The sequence below is a fragment of the Stutzerimonas stutzeri genome (assembly GCF_002890915.1).
Lineage (GTDB): Bacteria > Pseudomonadota > Gammaproteobacteria > Pseudomonadales > Pseudomonadaceae > Stutzerimonas > Stutzerimonas stutzeri_AF.
Window position 1 is genome coordinate 160,975 of the sequence record NZ_POUT01000001.1, and the last position, 16,982, is coordinate 177,956.

17 protein-coding genes are annotated in these 16,982 nt (G+C 66.6%); 10 read left to right on the plus strand and 7 right to left on the minus strand.

All coding sequences use genetic code 11. The annotated features are described in order from the left end of the window. Positions 1 to 71: 71 nt before the first annotated feature. Positions 72 to 1,592 (minus strand): 3-hydroxyacyl-CoA dehydrogenase, encoded by a 1,521-nt coding sequence (locus CXK94_RS00740; protein ID WP_102892901.1) that lies wholly within the window; start codon positions 1,590 to 1,592, stop codon positions 72 to 74. Positions 1,593 to 1,708: 116 nt separating this feature from the next. On the opposite strand from CXK94_RS00740, the gene CXK94_RS00745 reads away from it, so the two are divergent. Together CXK94_RS00745 and CXK94_RS00750 are read left to right on the plus strand one after the other, a co-directional pair. Next, on the plus strand, positions 1,709 to 2,152 hold the full coding sequence (locus tag CXK94_RS00745) for a PaaI family thioesterase (protein ID WP_102892902.1): 444 nt from the start codon (positions 1,709 to 1,711) through the stop codon (positions 2,150 to 2,152). A gap of 4 nt (positions 2,153 to 2,156) precedes the next feature. Beyond that, the gene (locus CXK94_RS00750) at positions 2,157 to 3,497 is read left to right on the plus strand and encodes a hypothetical protein (RefSeq protein WP_102892904.1); all 1,341 of its coding nucleotides are present in this window, start codon (positions 2,157 to 2,159) and stop codon (positions 3,495 to 3,497) included. Positions 3,498 to 3,589: 92 nt separating this feature from the next. Here CXK94_RS00750 and radC read toward each other — a convergent pair whose 3' ends face one another. Then, entirely contained in the window at positions 3,590 to 4,264 is a 675-nt protein-coding gene (gene radC, locus CXK94_RS00755) for a RadC family protein (protein WP_037040996.1), read from the minus strand. 137 nt (positions 4,265 to 4,401) lie between these two features. On the opposite strand from radC, the gene coaBC reads away from it, so the two are divergent. Genes coaBC through argB form a run of 4 tightly spaced genes read left to right on the plus strand, consistent with a single transcriptional unit; the run spans position 4,402 to position 9,611 of the window. Beyond that, positions 4,402 to 5,613, plus strand: a complete 1,212-nt coding sequence (gene coaBC / locus CXK94_RS00760) for a bifunctional phosphopantothenoylcysteine decarboxylase/phosphopantothenate--cysteine ligase CoaBC (protein WP_102892905.1) — start codon at positions 4,402 to 4,404, stop codon at positions 5,611 to 5,613. A 7-nt stretch (positions 5,614 to 5,620) separates the two neighbouring features. Beyond that, on the plus strand, positions 5,621 to 6,076 hold the full coding sequence (dut, locus tag CXK94_RS00765) for a dUTP diphosphatase (protein ID WP_102892906.1): 456 nt from the start codon (positions 5,621 to 5,623) through the stop codon (positions 6,074 to 6,076). A gap of 38 nt (positions 6,077 to 6,114) precedes the next feature. After that, positions 6,115 to 8,691, plus strand: coding sequence for a phosphomannomutase/phosphoglucomutase (locus CXK94_RS22805; protein ID WP_102892907.1), 2,577 nt, complete (start codon positions 6,115 to 6,117; stop codon positions 8,689 to 8,691). Between the two features lie 17 nt (positions 8,692 to 8,708). Next, positions 8,709 to 9,611 carry an acetylglutamate kinase gene (argB, locus tag CXK94_RS00775; protein WP_102892908.1) on the plus strand — a complete coding sequence of 301 codons (903 nt, stop codon included), beginning with the start codon at positions 8,709 to 8,711 and terminating at the stop codon, positions 9,609 to 9,611. A gap of 55 nt (positions 9,612 to 9,666) precedes the next feature. Here the strand turns inward: argB and CXK94_RS00780 are convergent, their stop codons facing one another. The 3 genes from CXK94_RS00780 to pyrE form a co-directional block, all read right to left on the minus strand. Further along, positions 9,667 to 11,142 (minus strand): DUF3360 family protein, encoded by a 1,476-nt coding sequence (locus CXK94_RS00780; RefSeq protein WP_102892909.1) that lies wholly within the window; start codon positions 11,140 to 11,142, stop codon positions 9,667 to 9,669. A 190-nt stretch (positions 11,143 to 11,332) separates the two neighbouring features. Further along, complete coding sequence (locus CXK94_RS00785; protein WP_102893324.1) at positions 11,333 to 11,899, minus strand: DUF4124 domain-containing protein; 567 nt, start codon at positions 11,897 to 11,899, stop codon at positions 11,333 to 11,335. 47 nt (positions 11,900 to 11,946) lie between these two features. Further along, the gene (gene pyrE / locus CXK94_RS00790; protein ID WP_037040984.1) at positions 11,947 to 12,588 is read right to left on the minus strand and encodes an orotate phosphoribosyltransferase; all 642 of its coding nucleotides are present in this window, start codon (positions 12,586 to 12,588) and stop codon (positions 11,947 to 11,949) included. A gap of 85 nt (positions 12,589 to 12,673) precedes the next feature. On the opposite strand from pyrE, the gene CXK94_RS00795 reads away from it, so the two are divergent. Continuing rightward, positions 12,674 to 13,453, plus strand: a complete 780-nt coding sequence (locus CXK94_RS00795; protein ID WP_037040982.1) for an exodeoxyribonuclease III — start codon at positions 12,674 to 12,676, stop codon at positions 13,451 to 13,453. A 76-nt stretch (positions 13,454 to 13,529) separates the two neighbouring features. Here the strand turns inward: CXK94_RS00795 and CXK94_RS00800 are convergent, their stop codons facing one another. Both CXK94_RS00800 and rph read right to left on the minus strand, forming a co-directional pair. Then, positions 13,530 to 13,898, minus strand: a complete 369-nt coding sequence (locus tag CXK94_RS00800) for a DUF4870 domain-containing protein (protein ID WP_037040980.1) — start codon at positions 13,896 to 13,898, stop codon at positions 13,530 to 13,532. 12 nt (positions 13,899 to 13,910) lie between these two features. Next, a complete protein-coding gene (rph, locus tag CXK94_RS00805) occupies positions 13,911 to 14,633 on the minus strand; it encodes a ribonuclease PH (RefSeq protein ID WP_037040978.1) in 723 nt (240 codons plus the stop codon). A 261-nt stretch (positions 14,634 to 14,894) separates the two neighbouring features. Here rph and CXK94_RS00810 point away from each other — a divergent pair, with 261 nt between their 5' ends. From CXK94_RS00810 to rpoZ, 3 genes are all read left to right on the plus strand, one after another. Continuing rightward, complete coding sequence (locus CXK94_RS00810) at positions 14,895 to 15,758, plus strand: YicC/YloC family endoribonuclease (RefSeq protein WP_102892910.1); 864 nt, start codon at positions 14,895 to 14,897, stop codon at positions 15,756 to 15,758. Between the two features lie 68 nt (positions 15,759 to 15,826). Then, positions 15,827 to 16,447: a guanylate kinase gene (gmk, locus tag CXK94_RS00815; RefSeq protein ID WP_037040976.1), complete on the plus strand. Its 621-nt coding sequence runs from the start codon at positions 15,827 to 15,829 to the stop codon at positions 16,445 to 16,447. Positions 16,448 to 16,667: 220 nt separating this feature from the next. Continuing rightward, positions 16,668 to 16,931, plus strand: coding sequence for a DNA-directed RNA polymerase subunit omega (rpoZ, locus tag CXK94_RS00820; RefSeq protein WP_037040973.1), 264 nt, complete (start codon positions 16,668 to 16,670; stop codon positions 16,929 to 16,931). Positions 16,932 to 16,982 lie beyond the last annotated feature (51 nt).

Below are 16,982 nucleotides of genomic sequence, written 5' to 3' on the forward strand. Positions count from 1 at the left end.
CAGGCCCGCCGCAAACTGAAGACCCGCCGGCAGCGCCGTTCGTCCCGGCGGGCGCTCGCGCCGGAGTCGATTCAGGCGTCGGGACGATCGGGCGTGGCCAGCGGTAGCCCCAGCTGCACGCGCCGGCGCAGCCACGGGCTGGGCCGATAGCGCGGCTCCCCGCCGTAGCACAGCTGCAGGCCCTGCAGGATGGTGAGAATCCGCGCCGCGCCGTAGTGCGCGGCGAAACCCAGCGGGCCTTTCGGGTAGCCGAGGGCGAGCTGGACGGCGCGCTCCAGCGTCTGCGGCTCGGCGATGCCCTTCTGCGCGATCTCACAGCCGAGGTTGACGATGCTGGCGATCACCCGCTGGCTGACGAAGCCCGGCGAGTCGTTGATCACTTCGACGGGAACGCCGTCGCCCCCCAGCGCCTGGCACGCCTGTGCCTCCAGCGCCGGGTCGAGGGCCGGCTGGCGCATCAGCACGCGGCGCCTGTCGAAGTCGCTGAACGGGTCGAGGGCGATGCAGCGCGCCGCCGGCAACGCCAACCGCGCGATCATGCTGCTGGCATCCTCGCCCAGCGGGGTGAGGAGGCAGATGGCCCGCGCCGAAGGCTCCGCATCCGGTTCCAGCAACGCGCCGGCTCCGTGCAGAAGCGCGGCGACACGTCCGCGCAGTTCGGGGTCGCGGCTGTCCAGCCAGAACGGCCGGTCGACAGCGACCGCCTCGCGCCGCGGCTCCGCCGGGCGGATCTGCTGGCCGTTGTCGTAGCGGTAGTAGCCCTGGCCGCTCTTGCGCCCGAGCAGGCCGGCGGCGACGCGCTGGGCCGCCTGGTAGGACGGCGTGTAGCGCGGGTCCTGGTAGAACTGCCCGTGGACCGACTCCATCACCGCATGGGAAATGTCCAGCCCGGTCAGGTCGAACAGCTCGAACGGCCCCATGCGAAAACCCGGACCGTCGCGCAGGATACGGTCGATCTGCTCGGCGCTGGCGATCCCCTCGCTGAGGATGCGCAGGGCCTCGGTGCCGTAGGCGCGGCCGGCATGGTTGACCAGGAAGCCGGGGGTATCCGGGGTGACCGCCGGGAAGTGCCCGGCCTGCTCGGCGAGCCGCACCAGCCGCTCGATCACCTGCGCAGCGGTGCGTTCGCCGCGCACCACCTCGACCAGCTTCATCAGCGGCACCGGGTTGAAGAAATGAAAGCCCGCCACCCGCTCCGGACGGCGGCAGGCGGCGGCGATGCACGTCACCGAGAGCGACGAGGTATTGCTGGCGAGCACCGCCTCCGCGCCGACCAGCCCTTCCAGCTCGACGAACAGCGCCTGCTTGGCCTCGAGGTTTTCCACGATCGCCTCGATCAGCAGGTCGCAGCCCGCCAGTTCGGCCAGGGCATGCGCCGGCTGCATGCGCGCGAGCGTGGCGGCGAGCTGCTCGGCCGTCATGCGCCCCTTGGCGACGTTGCGCTCGAGCAGCTCGCGGTTGAATGCCAGCGCCTCGGCGACGGCCTCGGGGCGCGCGTCGTACAGCCAGACCTGCTGGCCGGCGGCGGCGAAGAGCTGGGCGATGCCGCGCCCCATGGCGCCGGCGCCGATGATGCCGATACGGGAAAACATGCGGACCTCCTCGATCGCTCTTATTTTTATTTCGCACAGCGGAATGACATTCCACACGATTGACCGAAAGCCTAAAGACTGCCAGGCTGCCGCGCAAGCCATCCGCGAACACAGCCATGCCCGACACTCATTATTCCGACATCACGCTGCGCCAGGTGGAAGCCACCGTCACCGGCTTCTTCCAGGACCTCGGCTGCCGCCTCGTCGACTACGCGCCCGACCTTGCGGTGGTCGAGCTGCTCCTGCTGCCACGCCACCTGAACAATGCCAGCAACCTGCACGGCGGGGTCAGCGCGACGCTGCTCGACGTGGCCATGGGCCTGTGCGGCACCTGGGCCGAGCATCCGGAGCAGCGCCGCGTCGCCACCACCCTGTCGATGACCGTCAGCTTCAGCGCGCCGGCGCCGACCGGCAGCCGCATCCGCGCGGTGGCCCGCTGCCGCTCCAGCGGCCACAAGGTGTTCATGGCCAGCTGCGACCTGCTCGACGAACAGCAGCGCCTGATCGCCTTCGGCGAGGGCGTCTACAAGCGCGGCCCGTTGCGCAGCGAACTGCCCTGACGCCATGACCGCCCTGCTGCCGCTGGCGCTGTTCTGCGAACTGCTGGCCCTGGTGACCCGGCTGCAACCGCTCAGCGTGGCCAGCGGGCTGCTGCTGGGGCTGTTCTTCGCCTGGCACTGGCGCTCGCTGATGCCCTATCCGCGCCGGCTCGGGCTGGTCACCCTGGGCCTGCTCGGCTACTGGCTGCTGCGCGGCGACGCCAGCTGGCCGCAAGGCCAGCGGATGCTCGCCTCGGCGGCGTACTACGGCGCCTTCATCGGCGCCCTGGGGCTGATGCACTGCCTGGTCAAGCGCCTGCACCAGCTCGGCGAACTGCACCGGCTGCTGCTCGCCGGACCGCGCGCGAGCCTCTATCCGAGCTATCTGCTGAGCACCTTCGCGATCAGCTCGATTCTCAGCTTCGGCATGCTCAACCTGGTCTGCGGCTCGCTGGATCGCCATCTGCAGAATCGCCGTTACAGCGAAACCCAGCGCCGCGAGGGCAGCCGCGGGGTGATGGTGACCGCCTTGCGCGGTTTCGCCCTGGTACCGCTGCTGGCGCCGACCAGCGTGGCGGTGGCGATCCTCACCCGCGAACTACCGGAGCTGAGCTGGGCCGCGCTACTGCCGTTCGGCCTGCTCGCCGCGGCGATCCTGCTGCTGGTCGGCTGGCCGCTGGAGAATCGCCGGCTGCAACAGCTGCACGGCATGGGCGCGTCCGGCACGCTCACGGACGAAGCGCCGCCGGCCGAATTCCGCGGCCTGCTGCTCGGCAGCCTGATCGGTATCCTGTCGATCGCCCTGCTGGCGGCGCTGACCTGGCTGTCGGCGACCCAGGCGGCGATGCTGCTGGTACCGCTGGCGGTGATCGGCCTCCTGTTCCGGCAGGGCGAAAAACCTCGCGCAGCCTACACGGAAGTGCGCGAAACCCTCGCCGGCATGCGCAACGAGACCTTCATCTTCGCCTGCTCGGCGCTGCTCGGCGGACTGACCGCCGCGCTGGTACCGGTGGCCACCCTGGCCACCCATTTCAGCGCCACGCCGCTGGCGCTGTTCGGCCTCGGCAGCGCCGGCCTGCTCGCCATCATCGGCCTGGCCCTGCTCGGCGTCGCGCCGATCATCTCGCTGAGCCTGTGCGCCGCGCTGCTGGCGCAACTGGCCGGGCACGGCGTGGCGGTCATGCAGCCGGCGGTGGCGCTGCTCGCCGGCTTCTCGCTGGCGATGCTGCTTTCGCCCTACGGCCCCTCGGCACTGATGCTGGCGCGCCAGGCGCAGCTCTCGCCATGGCGCATCGCCTTCGGCTGGAACGGGCGCTTCGTGCTGCTGGTGCTCGGGCCGTTATTGCTGGTGCCGTTGTTGGCCTAGCTGAGCGAAGCCTGGTCTTGAATAGGCAGGATTGGATATGGGGTGGAAGTCCCGCTTCATGATCGAGGCCGAAGGCCCCAGGCCAATCTCCCTCACACCCACCCATATTCCGCCATCGACAACGGCTCCCCCTCGCCGACGATGAAATGATCCAGCACCCGCACATCGATCAGCGCCAGCGCCTCCTTCAGGCGCAGGGTCAGCCGGCGATCGGCCTCGCTCGGTTCGGCCACGCCGGAGGGATGATTGTGGGTGAGGATCACCGCCGCCGCGTTCTGCGCCAGCGCGCGCTTGACCACCTGCCGCGGGTAGACGCTGGCGCCGTCGATGGTGCCGTGGAACAGCACCTCGAAGGCCAGCACGCGATGCTTGGCATCGAGGAACAGGCAGCCGAACAGTTCGTGCGGCTCGTGGCGCAGGCGCGCCTTGAGGTAGTCGCGCACCGCCTGCGGACTTTCCAACGCCGAGTCGCGGCGCAGGCGTTCGGCCAGGTGTCGCCGCGCCATCTCCAGCACCGCCTGCAGCTGAGCGAACTTGGCGGGGCCGAGCCCCAGGTGCGCACCGAATTCGGCGAGATCGGCTTCCAGCAGTGCGCGCAGGCTGCCGAATTCGCTGAGCAGATGCCGCGCCAGATCCACCGCACTCTTGCCGGCCACGCCGGTGCGCAGGAATATCGCCAGCAATTCGGCGTCGGAAAGCGCGGCCGCGCCCTGTTCGAGTAGCTTCTCCCGCGGCCGTTCCGCCGCCGGCCAGTCACGAATGCTCATGTCACCTCCCTGTCGAGCGGGCCCACTTCTCCGCTGTGGGCGCTGTGCTATCTTAGCCCGTCATTTTTTCCGGGGGTCCGGGCAAGTTCCGACGCAGTTCTCACCCCGGCAATTCTTACAAGATAGAAGGCAGGCCTATGCAGCGGCTGTATCGTAAACGCATCGTCCTGGGCGTCGGCGGCGGCATCGCCGCCTACAAGAGCGCCGAACTGGTCCGCCGCCTGCGCGACCACGGCGCCGAGGTCCGGGTGGTGATGACCCAGGGCGGGCGTGAATTCATCACCCCACTCACCCTGCAGGCGCTGTCCGGCCATCCGGTACATCTGGACCTGCTCGATCCCGCCGCCGAAGCGGCCATGGGGCATATCGAACTGGCCCGCTGGGCCGACCTGGTACTGGTCGCCCCGGCCACCGCCGACCTCATGGCGCGCCTGGCCCAGGGCACCGCCAACGACCTGCTGACCACCCTGGTACTGGCGACCAACGCGCCGGTGGCCCTGGCGCCGGCGATGAACCAGGCGATGTGGGCCGACCCGGCGACCCAGGCCAACCGCGAACTGCTGCTCGAACGCGGCATCCGCCTGTTCGGCCCCGGCTCCGGCAGCCAGGCCTGCGGCGACGTCGGCATGGGCCGCATGCTCGAGGCCGAGGAGCTGGCGCAGGCGGCTGCCGACTGCTTCGCCACCGGCACGCTGACCGGCCTGCACCTGCTGATCACCGCCGGGCCGACCCAGGAAAACATCGACCCGGTGCGCTACATCACCAACCACAGCTCGGGCAAGATGGGCTTCGCCCTGGCCGAGGCCGCCGCCGAGGCCGGCGCACGGGTGACGCTGGTCACCGGCCCGGTGTTCCTGCCGACGCCCGACCGCGTGCAGCGCATCGACGTGGTCAGCGCCCGCGACATGCTCGCCGCCTGCGAAGCGGCGATGCCCTGCGACCTGCTGATCGCCGCCGCGGCGGTGGCCGACTACCGCCCGGAAGTGGTCGCACCGCACAAACTGAAGAAAGACCCCAACAGCGGTGACGGCCTGCTGCTCCAGATGGTGCGCAATCCGGATATCCTCGCCACCCTGGCCAGCCGCCCGGATCGTCCGTTCTGCGTCGGCTTCGCCGCCGAAACCGAGAACCTGCTGGAATACGCCACGCGCAAGCTGCGCGACAAGAACCTCGACCTGATCGTCGCCAATGACGTGGCCAACCCCAGCATCGGCTTCAACAGCGAAGACAACGCCGTCAGCGTGATCGACCGCCAGCAGCACGAAACCCGCTTCGGCCAGGCCAGCAAGGGGCACATTGCCCGCGAGCTGGTGGCCTTCATCGCCGACCGCTACCAGAAACAGGCCTGACCCAACCATGCACGCACTCCAAGCGAAGATCCTCGACCCGCGCCTCGGCCGGGACTTCCCGCTCCCCGAATACGCCACCCCGGGCTCGGCCGGGCTCGACCTGCGCGCCATGCTGCAGAGCGACACCGTCCTGCAACCGGGCGAGACCCTGCTGATTCCCACCGGGCTGGCGATCCACATCGCCGATCCGGGCCTGGCGGCGCTGGTGCTGCCGCGCTCGGGCCTGGGCCACAAGCACGGCATCGTGCTCGGCAACCTGGTCGGCCTGATCGATTCGGATTATCAGGGCGAACTGATGGTGTCCTGCTGGAACCGCGGCCAGAGCGCCTTTTCCATCGCCGTCGGCGAACGCATCGCCCAGCTGGTGCTGGTGCCGGTGGTGCAGGCCCGCTTCGAGCTGGTCGCCGACTTCGACAGCAGCGACCGCGGCGCCGGCGGCTTCGGGCATTCCGGCAACCACTGAGCCCACTGCCCGCCTTTCAGGATGATTCGAGGAGCTTCATGGCACTCTTCAAACGCACAGCCAAGGATTCAGGCGTACTGAACCCGGCCGCCCCCCGCACCAAGCGTAGCGGCACGACCAACCTCAAGCCGCTGCTGGCCGGCCTGACGACCAGCCTGATCGGCCTCGGCGCCGCCGCCGCGCTGCTCTGGTTCGGGCTGCAGAACGCACAGCAACAGCAACAGGCGCTGCTCGCCAATGCCTGGGGCCAGAGCCAGGCGAGCGCCCTGCAGCAGGCCCTGCGCCAGTTGCAGGACGATACCCAGGCCAGCGTTGCCCGGCTGCGCCTGCTGGACGCGTTGGACGACGCACAGCAGACCGACGAGGCCGAGCGCAGCCTGCGCGGGCAGCCGGGCGTGGTCGATGCCTACCTCAACCCACTTGGCCGGATCAGGCCCGACAACAACCGCCCGGGGCCGATGAATTTCGCCGCGATGGATTTGCTGCAGCGCGCCGCAAACGGCCAGGCGCCAGCGGCGGAAGCCTACAAGATAGGCAATCGCTGGCTACTCTACAGCGCCACCGCGCTGCGCGCCGATCCGCAACAGCCGATACGCGGCACGCTGCTACTGGTGATCGAGCTCGAGCGGCTGCTCGCCGCGTTGCCCAGACTGCCCGTCGAGGCCGGTCAGTTGCGCCTGAGCCAACAGTTCTCCGGCGCACCGGCCCAACTGCTCATCGAGCGCGGCACAGGCGCCCGCGCGGCAACGACGCTGAACCTGTCCGTCGGCAACCCCAACTGGAAGCTGAGTTTCCAGCCGGGCAGCGCCGCCGGCAGCGCGACGATCCCGCCCCTGACGCTGCTGGCCGCCGCGCTGCTGGCGCTGGCCGGCGTGCTGATCGGCCTGCAGCTGGTGCTCGGCGCCCAGCAGCGGCGGCTGCGCGAGGATGTGTTGCAGATCAATCGGCTGCTGCAGGAACTCTCCACCGGCAAGACCATCCAAATACCGGCCTTGAGCCTGCCGGCGCTCGATGCGCTGGCCCGGAACATGGTCCGTCTGCCCATCCGCACCGCCGGATCGGCTCCGACTCACGCATCCGCTGCGGCGGCGCCCGCCGTCCGGCAAGCCAAATCCAGCGAGTACGTCGATCCGCGCGTGCCGGACACCGATATTCTCGACATCGATATTCTCGACGAGGACCAGGATCTTTTCGGCCTCGACAGCAAGGAGCGAGAAAACGCAATGAGCAGCGCCAAAGCCCCGAACTTGCCCGCCAGCATCTTCCGCGCCTACGACATCCGTGGCGTCGTCGGCGACAGCCTGACCAACGAAACCGCCTACTGGGTGGGCCGCGCGATCGGCTCGGAAAGCCTCGCCAAGGGCGAGCCCAATGTTTCCGTGGGCCGCGACGGCCGCCTCTCCGGTCCGGAACTGGTGCAACAGCTGATCCAGGGCCTGCTCGACAGCGGCTGCACTGTCAGCGACATCGGCATGGTGCCGACCCCGGTGCTCTACTACGCGGCCAACATCCTCGCCGGCAAGTCCGGGGTGATGCTCACCGGCAGCCACAACCCGCCGGACTACAACGGCTTCAAGATCGTCATCGCCGGCGACACGCTGGCCAACGAGCAGATCCAGGCGCTGCGCCGGCGCATCGAAACCAACGACTTGGCCGAAGGCGTCGGCAGCGTCGAGCAGGTCGACGTGCTCGAACGCTACTTCCAGCAGATCCGCGACGACATCGCCATGGCCAAGCCGATGAAGGTGGTGGTCGATTGCGGCAACGGCGTGGCCGGCGTCATCGCCCCACAACTGATCGAAGCGCTGGGCTGCAAGGTCATCCCACTGTACTGCGAGGTCGACGGCAACTTCCCCAATCACCACCCGGACCCGGGCAAGCCGGAAAACCTGGTCGACCTGATCGCCAAGGTGAAAGCGGAAAAGGCCGACCTGGGCCTGGCCTTCGACGGCGACGGCGACCGCGTCGGCGTGGTGACCAACGCCGGCAGCATGATCTACCCCGATCGCCTGCTGATGCTGTTCGCCAAGGACGTGGTCTCGCGCAACCCGGGCGCCGACATCATCTTCGACGTCAAGTGCACCCGCCGCCTCACCCCGTTGATCAGCGGCTACGGCGGCCGCCCGGTTATGTGGAAGACCGGCCACTCGCTGATCAAGAAGAAGATGAAGGAATCCGGCGCGCTGCTGGCCGGCGAGATGAGCGGCCACATCTTCTTCAAGGAGCGCTGGTTCGGCTTCGACGATGGCATCTACAGCGCCGCGCGCCTGCTGGAGATCCTCAGCCAGGACAAGCGCGATGCCGAACAGGTGTTCGCCGCCTTCCCCGCCGATATCTCCACGCCGGAAATCAACATCACGGTGACAGAAGAAAGCAAATTCACCATCATTGACGCCCTGCAACGCGACGCCCAGTGGGGCGAGGCGAACCTGATCACGCTCGATGGCGTGCGGGTCGACTATCCCAAGGGCTGGGGCCTGATCCGCGCCTCCAACACCACGCCGGTGCTGGTGCTGCGCTTCGAGGCTGACAGCGAGGACGAGCTGAAGCGCATCCAGGGCGTCTTCCGCACCCAGCTGCACAGCGTTGCACCCGACCTCAAACTGCCGTTCTGAATTCTGCGGAGCCCTGCATGACCCTCAGCCGTGAAGCTGCCACCCAATTCGCCCAGGTTCTGTCCGAGGCGCTGCCCTACATCCGCCGCTTCGTCGGCAAGACGCTGGTGATCAAGTACGGCGGCAACGCGATGGAGAGCGAGGAGCTGAAGACTGGCTTCGCCCGTGACATCGTGCTGATGAAGGCGGTGGGCATCAACCCGGTGGTGGTGCACGGCGGCGGCCCGCAGATCGGCGACCTGCTCAAGCGGCTGAACATCGAGAGCCACTTCATCGACGGCATGCGGGTGACCGACAGCCAGACCATGGACGTGGTGGAGATGGTCCTCGGCGGCCAGGTCAACAAGAGCATCGTCAGCCTGATCAACCAGCACGGCGGCAGCGCCATCGGCCTGACCGGCAAGGACGCCGGGCTGATCCGCGCGAAGAAGCTCAAGGCCACGCGGCAGACGCCGGAAATGACCAAGCCGGAAATCATCGACATCGGCCACGTCGGCGAAGTCACCGGGGTCAACAGCGAGCTGCTGGAGATGCTGGTGCACGGCGACTTCATTCCGGTGATCGCGCCCATCGGCGTCGGCGACAACGGCGAGTCGTACAACATCAACGCCGACCTGGTGGCCGGCAAGGTGGCCGAGGCGCTGAAGGCCGAGAAGCTGATGCTGCTGACCAACATCGCCGGCCTGATGGACAAGCAGGGCAACGTGCTCACCGGCCTGTCCACCGCCCAGGTCGACGCACTGATCGCCGACGGCACCATCTACGGCGGCATGCTGCCGAAGATCCGCTGCGCACTGGAGGCGGTGCAGGGTGGGGTCAACAGCGCGCACATCATCGATGGCCGGGTGCCCAACGCGGTGCTGCTGGAAATCTTCACCGACGTCGGCGTCGGCACGCTGATCACCAACAGCCAGCGCTGAATCCGGCGCAACGCAAAAAGGGGAGCCGCGGCTCCCCTTTTTCATGCCCGTCGCCTCAGAGGTCGATGCGCAAGGATTCGAACAGCGCCGGGATGCCCGGGAACATGCCGATACCCAGCATCACGCCGCAGAGCACGACGAACACGATCGTCGGGATCACCCAGCGATGCAGATGGCTCAGCGACTGGCCGCGCTCCTTGTCGCCGATCAGCCCCAGGTTGTCCAGCAGCACCGTCAGCGACCAGCCGAATACCGGGTTCACCAGCGCCGAGGAGAAGATCACGATGGCCGCCGACTGCGAGGTCTTGCCTTCGCGGGTCATCTGCATGCCGGCCTCCAGCAACGGCAGGAACACCCCGACCATCAGCGCCACACTGAGCACCGGCGGCCAGATAGCCAGGTCCATCGGGTAGCCCCACAGCGCCGCCACCACGCAGAGCAGTCCGGTCAGCAGCGCGCCCGCCGGAATCGGCCGCTTGGCGATCGCCGCCGGCACCATGAAGGTCCCCCAGGACGAAGCCAGGTTGCCGCCCCCCAGCGAGGTACCGACGATCTGCCGCGCAGCCGCGATGCACATGGTGTCGTCGATGTTCATCAGCACTTTCTTCGCTTTCGGCGGATAGTTCAGCTGCTGGAATACCCGGTGGCCGAGAAAGTCCGGCGACCACATCGCCACCGCCAGCACGGCGAACGGCGCGACAGCGATGAAGTGATGCAGCTCCGGCAGGCCGAGCTGCCAGCCGGTGGTCTCGCCCCACCAGTACATCGGGTTGAGGTTGGGGATGCCCGGCTCGGTGTTGAACTCGAACGGGGCGCCCATCAGGAAGGCGATCAGCGCGGCCAGTCCGGACCCCAGCGGTATCGCCAGCCAGCGCATGCGGATATGTTCCAGGTAGGCATACATCACGATGGTGGCGAATACCACGACGAAGGCGATGTAGCCCATGTCGAAGCCATCGGCCCAGCCGAACAGCTTCTTGATCTGCGACGTGACGCCGATGAAGCCCAGGTAGAGCAGCAAGCCCCCGCACACCCCGTCGCTGGTCAGGCGCGCCAGCAGGCTGCCACCCTTGAACACGCCGAGGGTGAAGCCCAGCACGCCGACCATGATCCCCAGCGCCATCGGGTGCCCGCCCGAAGCGACGATCAGCGGAATCAACGGAATCAACGGCCCATGGGTGCCGGCGAGGTTGGCGGTCGGATTGAGGAAGCCGGAAAACACCACCACGAACAGCAGCGCGGCGATCAGCATCTCGTAGCGGGCGTTCTCGATGACGAACTCGTTGGATAACCCCATCGGCCCGGCGAAAGCGGCGACGACAGCCGCCACCATGACGATCTTGCCGATGGTCGCCGCCATCGCCGGCACCCAGTCCTCGTATTCGAAGCGGTAGTCGCGAAACGGCAGGTTCACCCCCCAGCGTTTCGGCGCCATGATCTCCAGTTCATGCTCGAGATAATCCGAGCGAGTCGCGAAATCTCCCTTTGGCTTGTGAAGCTCCTGGTAACTGCGTAGGTCCCTACCATTCATGACGATCAGCCATACCCAAAAAATTCGCGCCACGGTACAGACTGACCTGCGACAACTCATCACTACCTTGAAACTATTGAGTTAGAGCGGTCTTTGTGATAGCAAGCAAGCTATGCATTAACGCCAACACGACGCCCCAGGGCTGGGCGTGGCCATCGGAAGGCAAGTGAAGGGGTGGCAACGGATCGGACTATTCCGTTCGCCCGAGCAGCTCGGCGATCCGCTGGCGATCCCCGGCGAAACTGACCTCGGCGTCGGCCCGCGCCTTCTCGTAGCGCTTGAGGTCCCGCAGCAGGCTGGCCTGCTCCCTTTCGAGGTTGGCGATCTGCGCCAGCAGGTTATCCGGAACCTGGCGCCCCGCCCTTTCGTGGTTGGCGGCCTGCTTCTGCAAAGCGTCGCGCTGGTTGCGCAACGCTTGCAGGTTGCCCTGCGCCAGGCCGATCACGCTGTCCAGCTCGGCGAGCTTGCGCGCCTCGGCCCGTTCCACATCCTCGACACTGGTGTACAGCCGAAGCAACTGGGCATCCGAGGCGGCACGGCGTTTCTGCGCCTGCAGCCGTTCGAACTCCTCGGCGGTCGGTGCCGGCGGGACTTCGCGGATGACGCGCCCTTGCTCGTTGAGCACCTGGTAGCCGCGACCGATGTGCTGCGGCGGTACGCCATGGCGGTCGAGCACCACTACGCCGCGATCGTCGACGTAGCGATACAACTCGGCAGCCATGGCCACGCCCGGGAGCAGGACGCCCAGCATGAACATCGTTCGAATGGCTGCCGATTTGCGCATGGCGGAACACCTATCCCGGGTCAGATTCCATATTGCTCGCGGTAGGCTTGCACCGCGGGCAGGTACTGCTTCAGTTGAATATCGTCGGCGAGATATTCCAGCACTTGCTCGAGGGACACAATACTGATTACCGGCATTCGATAATCACGTTCAACTTCCTGGATCGCCGACAGCTCGCCCTGGCCACGTTCCTGGCGATTGAGCGCGATCAGCACCCCCGCCGCCTCGGCGTTCTGCGCCTGGATGATCTGCATCACCTCGCGGATCGCGGTACCGGCGGTGATCACATCGTCGACGATCAGCACCCGCCCGGCCAGCGGCGCCCCCACCAGGGTGCCGCCCTCGCCATGGTCCTTGGCCTCCTTGCGGTTGAAGCACCAGGGCAGGTCGCGCTGGTGCCGTTCGGCCAAGGCGATGGCGGTCGCCGCGGCGAGTGGGATGCCCTTGTAGGCGGGGCCGAAGATGACCTCGAAATCGAGACCGCTTTCCACCACGGCCGCGGCATAGAAGCGGCCCAATTGGGCCAGGGCGCTGCCGCTGTTGAACAGGCCGGCATTGAAGAAGTACGGACTGGTACGCCCGGATTTCAGAGTGAACTCACCGAAGCGCAGAACCCCGCGCTCGATGGCGAAGCGAATGAACTCGCGCTGGTACGCCTGCATGAAGAAATTTCCCGGAAAGGCACGGATTTAGCTAATTGCGAAGAGCTTGGGTTATCATACACGCACGTGTTTTTAGGGGCCATTTATGCGGATCATCAGCGTCAACGTGAATGGCATTCAAGCGGCGGCACAGCGAGGATTGCTCAGCTGGCTGCAAGCGCAGAATGCCGATGTCATCTGCCTGCAGGATACCCGCGCCTCTGCCTTGGAACTCGACGAGCCCGCCTATCAGCTGGACGGCTACTTCCTCTATGCCTGCGACGCCGAAATCCCCGAACAGGGCGGTGTGGCGCTCTATTCCAGGCTGCAGCCGAAAGCCGTGATCGCCGGGCTGGGCTTCGAGACGGCAGATCGCTACGGGCGCTATCTACAGGCGGACTTCGACAAGGTCAGCATCGCCAGCCTGCTGCTGCCCTCCGGCCAGGGCGGCGACGCCAACCTGAACCAGAAGCTCAAGTTCATGGACGATTTCGCCCACTACCTGGACAAGCAGCGCCGCAAGCGCCGCGAGTACGTGTACTGCGGCTCGCTGTACGTCGCCCATCAGAAGCTGGATGTGAAGAACTGGCGCGATTGCCAGCAGGACCCGGGCTTCCTGGCGCCGGAGCGTGCCTGGCTGGACGAGATCTTCGGCAACATGGGCTACGTCGACGCACTGCGCGAAGTCAACCGCGAGGGGGACCTGTTCAGCTGGTGGCCAGACACCGAGCAGGCGGAAATGCTCAATCTCGGCTGGCGCTTCGACTACCAGATCCTCACCTCCGGCCTGCGCCGTTTCGTGCGCGGCGCCCGCCTGCCACGCCAGCCGCGCTTCTCGCAACATGCGCCGCTGATCGTGGATTACGACTGGACGCTGAGCCTGTAAATCAGCGGTTCGCAACGGCGGCCGGCGCGAACATCGCCGGCCGCCGCTCAGCTATCGACCGAAGATCGAAGCCGCCCTATTTGACCAGCCGCCAGCAGAACGGATAGCGGTAAGGCTTGCCCTCGTTGGCACGGATGCCGGCGATCACCACCAGCACCAGCGCCACCAGGCTGATCAGCACCATCAGCGGAAAGCCGATGAGAATCCAGGCGAGCACGCCGCAGATCATCATCAGGATGCTGAAGGTGATCTGGAAATTCAGCGCCTCCTTGCCCTGCTGATCGACGAAAGGATCGAGGTCCTTCTTCAGCTGCCAGACGATCAGCGGGCCGATGACATTGCCGATCATCGGCGCAAGGAACCAGAAGAACGCCGAATAGTGGCAGAACATGGCCCACTGGCGCGCCTCGCGGCCGGGCAACGGGGCCAGCTGCTGATCACTCATGCGCGCCCCCGCTCAGTCGGCTAGCGCCGCACGCTGCAGTTCGAACAACTGGCGCACGCCATCGTGCGCCAGGGCCAGCATGGCGTTGAGCTCGTCGGGATGGAACGGCGCGCCTTCGGCAGTGCCCTGCACCTCGATGAAGCCGCCAGCATCGGTCATCACCACGTTGAGGTCGGTCTCGGCGGCCGAATCCTCCAGGTAATCCAGGTCCAGTACCGGTTCACCCTGGTAGATGCCGACGGAAACCGCCGCCACCATCTGCTTGACCGGATCGCCAGCCTTGAGACCGCCGCGCTTCTTCAGCAGCTTCAGGGCATCGACCAGCGCGACCATCGCGCCGGTGATGGAAGCCGTGCGGGTACCGCCGTCGGCCTGGATCACGTCGCAATCGATGAACAGCGTGTTCTCGCCGAGCTTGCTCATATCCAGCGCCGCACGCAGCGAACGGCCGATCAGCCGCTGGATCTCCAGGGTCCGTCCGCCTTGCTTGCCGCGGGTCGCCTCGCGCTGGTTACGCTCGCCGGTAGCGCGCGGCAGCATGCCGTATTCCGCAGTCAGCCAGCCCTGGCCCTGGCCCTTGAGGAAGCGCGGCACACCGGTTTCGATGCTGGCGGTGCAGATCACCTTGGTATCGCCGAACTCGACCAGCACCGATCCCTCGGCATGCTTGGTGTAGTTGCGGGTGATCCGGATCGGGCGCAGCTGATCGGCGGCACGGCCACTGGGTCGTTTCATGGGGTGAACGTCCTGCTTGAGAAGAGAGTTGCCCGGCATTATAGAGGCCCCGGGCGGAAAAGGGGCCGGCCGGGCCGATACCGCTCACCGAATACGGGCATCCGGCCGGGAGCCATGCGGGAGCCAGCCGCGTCCACGCGTCGCGCGCATGGCGCGCTCTCAGCGCGCGCTCGACCGACATTGGCCGGCGGCCGCCTGCAGCCGGAGCCCTTTTCCTTTACAATCCTCCGCCTTTCGCAACCGCACCGAGAGGTATCCCCGATGGTCCACAGCATGACGGCCTTTGCCCGCAGCGAACAGGCCGGCACCCATGGCACCCTCAGCTGGGAAATCCGCTCGGTCAACCACCGCTACCTGGAGCCGCACCTGCGCCTGCCGGAAGCGTTCCGCGACCTCGAGGGCGCGGTGCGCGACGCCCTGCGCAAAGGCCTGTCGCGCGGCAAGGTGGAGTGCACCCTGCGCTTCGCCGAAGCCAACGAGCGCACCACGCTGCAGGTCGACCATGATCGCGCCAGCCAGTTGATCGCCGCCGCCGAGAGCATCGCCGCATTGATCGCGCAGCCGGCGCCGATCGATCCACTGCAGGTGCTCGGCTGGCCCGGTGTGCTGGTGGGCGACGCGGTCGATCCGCAGGCACTCAACCAGAGCGCGCTGGAGCTGTTCCACCAAGCCCTCGAGCAGCTCAAGGACGGCCGCCGGCGCGAAGGCGACGAGCTGGCCAAGCTGCTCGGCGAGCGCCTGGACAGCATCCTCCAGGAAGTCGCCACGCTGCGCGAACAGGTTCCGCAGATGCTGGCCGCCCAGCGCCAGAAGCTCATCGATCGCTTCGCCGAGATACGGGCCGAACTCGACCCGCAGCGCCTGGAACAGGAAATGGTGCTGCTGGCGCAGAAAAGCGACGTCGCCGAGGAACTCGACCGCCTGAGCACCCACGTGACCGAGGTGCGCCGCGTGCTCAAGGCCGGCGGCGCCGCCGGGCGCCGTCTCGACTTCCTCATGCAGGAACTCAACCGCGAAGCCAACACGCTCGGCTCGAAGGCCTTCGACCCACGCAGCACGCAGGCGGCGGTCAATCTCAAGGTACTGATCGAGCAGATGCGCGAACAGGTGCAGAACATCGAATAACCGCCGGCCGCACGAGCGGCTGGTCTACCTTCTCTAATCAGCAACCACAGCGCTTCCAGGAACCCGTAATGTCCGCCACCACCGGTACGCTCTATATCGTTTCCGCACCTTCCGGGGCCGGCAAGACCAGCCTGGTCAAGGCCCTGATCGATGCACAACCGCAGGTGCGGGTCTCGGTTTCGCACACCACGCGCGCCATGCGCCCGGGCGAGGTCGACGGGGTCAACTACCACTTCGTCAGCCGCGAGGATTTTCTCCAGCGCCTGGAACGCGACGAATTTCTCGAGCATGCCGAGGTGTTCGGCAACCTCTACGGCACCTCGCAGCGCTGGCTGGAAGAAACCCTGGCCGAGGGTTACGACCTGATCCTGGAGATCGACTGGCAGGGTGCCCAGCAAGTGCGCCGGCTGATGCCCCACGCCAAGTCGATCTTCATCCTGCCGCCGACCCAGGAAGCCCTGCGCCAGCGCCTCAACAACCGCGGCCAGGACAGCGACGAGATCATCGAGAAACGCATGCGCGAGGCGGTCAGCGAGATGAGCCACTACGTCGAGTACGACTACCTGGTGATCAACGACGATTTCGCCCACGCGCTGATCGACCTGCAGTCGATCTTCCGCGCCAACCAGCTCAAGCAGCGTACCCAGCAGCAGCGCCACGCCCGCCTGCTCGGCGAGTTGCTGGCGTAGGTTGGGTTGAGGAGCGAAGCGACGAAGCCCAACATGAGCATGCAACCGGCAACGCCTGGGAGTCGTCGTGTTGGGCTTCGCTACGCTCAACCCAACCTACGCTCAACCGACCACGCGCCGCGAAGAAACAGCGCTTCCATTAAGGCTGGTGATTTTTTAAACTAATCCGTCCGCTCGCCCATCCGGGCATGCTCCATCGCTATTGAATCAGAGGAACACCATGGCCCGCGTTACCGTTGAAGACTGCCTGGACAACGTCGATAACCGCTTCGAGCTGGTCATGCTCGCCACCAAGCGCGCGCGCCAGCTGGCTACCGGCGGCAAGGAGCCGAAAGTGGGCTGGGAAAACGACAAGCCGACCGTCGTCGCGCTGCGTGAAATCGCTTCCGGGCTGGTCGACTACGATGTCATTGCCCAGGACGAAATCGTCGATGACGAACCGCTCTTCACCCAGTACGAGGAAGAGCCGAACGAGGCCATCTAACTAAATGCCAGGTCGAAGTCGAACCGCGAACATCGAAGCCCGCCGGCAAGG